The 2,959-nt window shown below is 61.6% G+C and carries 2 protein-coding genes; both read right to left on the bottom strand.

Features of this window, described 5'->3' with window-relative positions; translation table 11 throughout:
• Positions 1-361: AMP-binding protein (locus JJE47_07750; GenBank protein MBK5267314.1), on the bottom strand; the 361-nt coding region annotated here is incomplete at its 3' end.
• On the bottom strand, positions 361-2,959 hold a 2,599-nt coding region (locus JJE47_07745), incomplete at its 5' end, for an amino acid adenylation domain-containing protein (GenBank protein MBK5267313.1). The genes JJE47_07745 and JJE47_07750, both read right to left, overlap by 1 nt.

The following is a 2,959-nucleotide window of genomic DNA, read 5'->3' as shown; positions in this document are numbered from 1 at the left end:
TCTGGATGATCAGGTTCGCCTCGGAGTCCCTGACCATGAGGCGGCGCCGGTCGGCGGGCGTCGACCAGTCGAGGGGAACGACGACTCCGCCCCGAGAGAGCGTGGCGAGCATGGCCGCTGCCACGGCCGGGCCGCGGGGGCCGATGATGACCACGCGGGTACTTGGAGACACCCCGTGTTTGGCCAAGGAATCGGCGAGATACGCCGACCAGTCGAGGAGCTGCCGGTTGGTCATGGCCCGCCCGGATGCCTCGATCGCAACCCGGTCCGGATATTGACTGGCGCGTTCTGCGAACGTCCCGACGAGCGAGGGAAACTCGTCTTGGTGAACGCGGCCACGAGTGTTGAGTTTGTTGCTCATCACAGGTCGCCGGCGTCGAGTCGTCGGAGCATTGCCTCGGCCTCCTCGTCGGACATTTGCTCGAGGGCAGTCAAGAACTCGTCCATATCCGGGTCGAGACCGACGATGGCATCTGCGGGTTGCTCCAGTTCGGCCCCGCCGCCGGCGGGATGTGAGGTCCCTTCGGTCGTAAGAACCATGTCTGAGAACACTCCGAAGGTGGGGTACTCGAACAGATCAGTGAGTTCCACAGATATACCGAGCCTCGCTTTGATTCGTGAGATCACTTTGATGGCAAGTAGCGAATGACCACCAAGGTCGAAAAAGTCATCGGCCGCCTCTACGGCATCCACCCCGAGGACTTCGCACCAGATGCGCGCCATCTCGCCACGATCCTGAACCGACGGCGTGGGGGCGACGATGTCGGTTCGATCCTGAGGCGCAGGCGTCGGCGGAGTTGGGTTGAGAGCATCGCGAATGAGCGCGTTCTTGTCCACCTTGCCGCTGATCGTCATCGGAATCTCCGGCACCACGGTGAGGCTGGCAGGCAACATGAACTTCGGTATCCCGAGAGACCGCCGGACGGCTTGGAGATCGATTGGTGGTTTGTCGCCAAGTGTGACGAAGGCGCGGAGCTCGACGTCGCCATTCGAGGCCTCGGTCGCGAGGACGACCGCGGCTTCGATTCCCTCCACTTCCCGGAGGGCCGATTCAACCTCGGCCGGTTCCACCCGGAAGCCACGAATTTTCACCTGGCGGTCGACCCGGCCGATCACTTCGAGGCTTCCGTCCGAAAGCCAACGGCCGACATCGCCAGATCGGTACATGCGGGTTCCAGCCAGGTGTGAGAACGGGTCTGCCAGGAACCGCTCTGCGGTGAGGTCTGGCGCGTTGAGGTAGCCGCGAGCCACGAGTGGTCCACTGATATACAGTTCGCCGTGAATCCCGATGGGAGCCAGGTTCCCGTGTCCATCGACGACATGGACCCGTGAGGGAGCTCTCGGCGGGCCGATTGGGATCCATTCGTAGGCAGTCGCCAGTGGCCGGGTGAGGTCGCTTGCCGCCACCCAGACCGTCGCCTCGGTTGGTCCGTACGAGTCGACGGTTCGGATGCTTCCGTCGGTGATGCTGTGCCACAAGTTCACGATGTCTGCCCGTGCCTGCTCCCCGCCGAATGCGACCAGTCTGAGAGTGTCTGGCAGGTTCGATCCGGTCGCGGCGAGTTCTTCGACCAGCACGTGAAAGAACCCTGTCGAGGTGCGTAGGTGCGTGATTTGCCGGGCCGTCAACCACTCCACGAGGCGAGGAATGGAAAAGAACGCGGCGTCGTCTCTTGCGACGATCGTGGAGCCACTGGCGAGGGCCACATGAACGCTGTTCATGTGGGCGTCGAACGAGAGGCTGGCAAACCAGACGATGCGATCTCCCGGACCGAGGGGTTCAAAGTTGTCTGTCTGCTTGATAAACCAGGCCACGTTCCTCTGTTCGACCATGACTCCCTTGGGAGGTCCCGTGGATCCGGAGGTGTACAAGACATAGGCAAGGTCTTCCGGTTTGGGTCTATCGGGAAACGGTTCCGCTCCATCATCAAGCAGTTGTGAAATCTCTTGGACTTCAAGTCCGTCAGGTCGGGTCCACGGTTCGAGGGTGGTCAGAATCAAGCCAGGTTTTGTCTGCTCAATGACTGTGTCCATCCATTCGCTGGTCAGCTCGGAGTCGATCGGTACGTAAGCCACTCCGGCCCGCAAAGCTCCAAACATTGCTACCGCGGCATTGATGCCGCGCTCCGCGTAGAGGATCACCTTGTCCTCTGATTTCAAACTACGATCCGCCAAGAACCAGGCGATTGAGTCGACCATCCGGTCGAACTCGGCGTACGTGACCTGACGGGTCCCCTCCTCTATAGCGACGAGGTCGGGCCATCGGGTGGCCGCCGACCGCAGGCCTTCGGATACGAGTTGCGGGGGCGGCGAGTAGGGCACCTCGTTTGGATTGAAATCCTCGAGAAGTGTTCGACGTTCTGCGTCGCCCATCAGATCGATATCCAGGATGGTTGGGTCCCCTTCTCCGGCCACGGACTCGAGCAGTCGGGCGTAGTGGCCTGACCAGCGTTCGATGGTCGACCGGTGGAATCGCTCCGGGTGATACCCGAACGCGATCGTCGCCCCGGCCGGAGTGCGGGCCGCCCGAACCGTGAGATGATTGGTTGCGCCAACGCGCGTCTCAAGCACGTCAACCTGAAGATGTTTCGAGCTCCGTATGGCCTGGTGGAAGTCGCGCATTTGGAAATGCACTCGATGAAGCGGGATCCGTTCCGCCGACCATGGCCTGACGGCCCCGAACACCTGACCGTAGGGCACGGACGAATTGTCGAGCGCCTCGAGCGTGGTCTGTCGTGTCTGCCGGATTACTTCTGAGAACCGCGGGTTGCCTGCCAGGCTGGTTCGAATCGGTACCAGGTTGATAAAGCAGCCGATGAGATTCTCGGTTTCCGATCGCGGTCGACCAGGGGTAGGAACTCCCACCACTACGTCGTCGACTCCGGCGTGGCGTGCGACAAGAACCTCCAAAGCCGCCAGGAGGACCATAAACAGGGTCGCATTGTGCCGTTTGGCGAGC

This window comes from Acidimicrobiia bacterium (genome assembly GCA_016650365.1).
Lineage (GTDB): Bacteria > Actinomycetota > Acidimicrobiia > Spongiisociales > JAENVV01 > JAENVV01.
The sequence above is the reverse complement of the archived record's forward strand: the minus strand, read 5'-3'. Positions and strand labels throughout refer to the sequence as shown.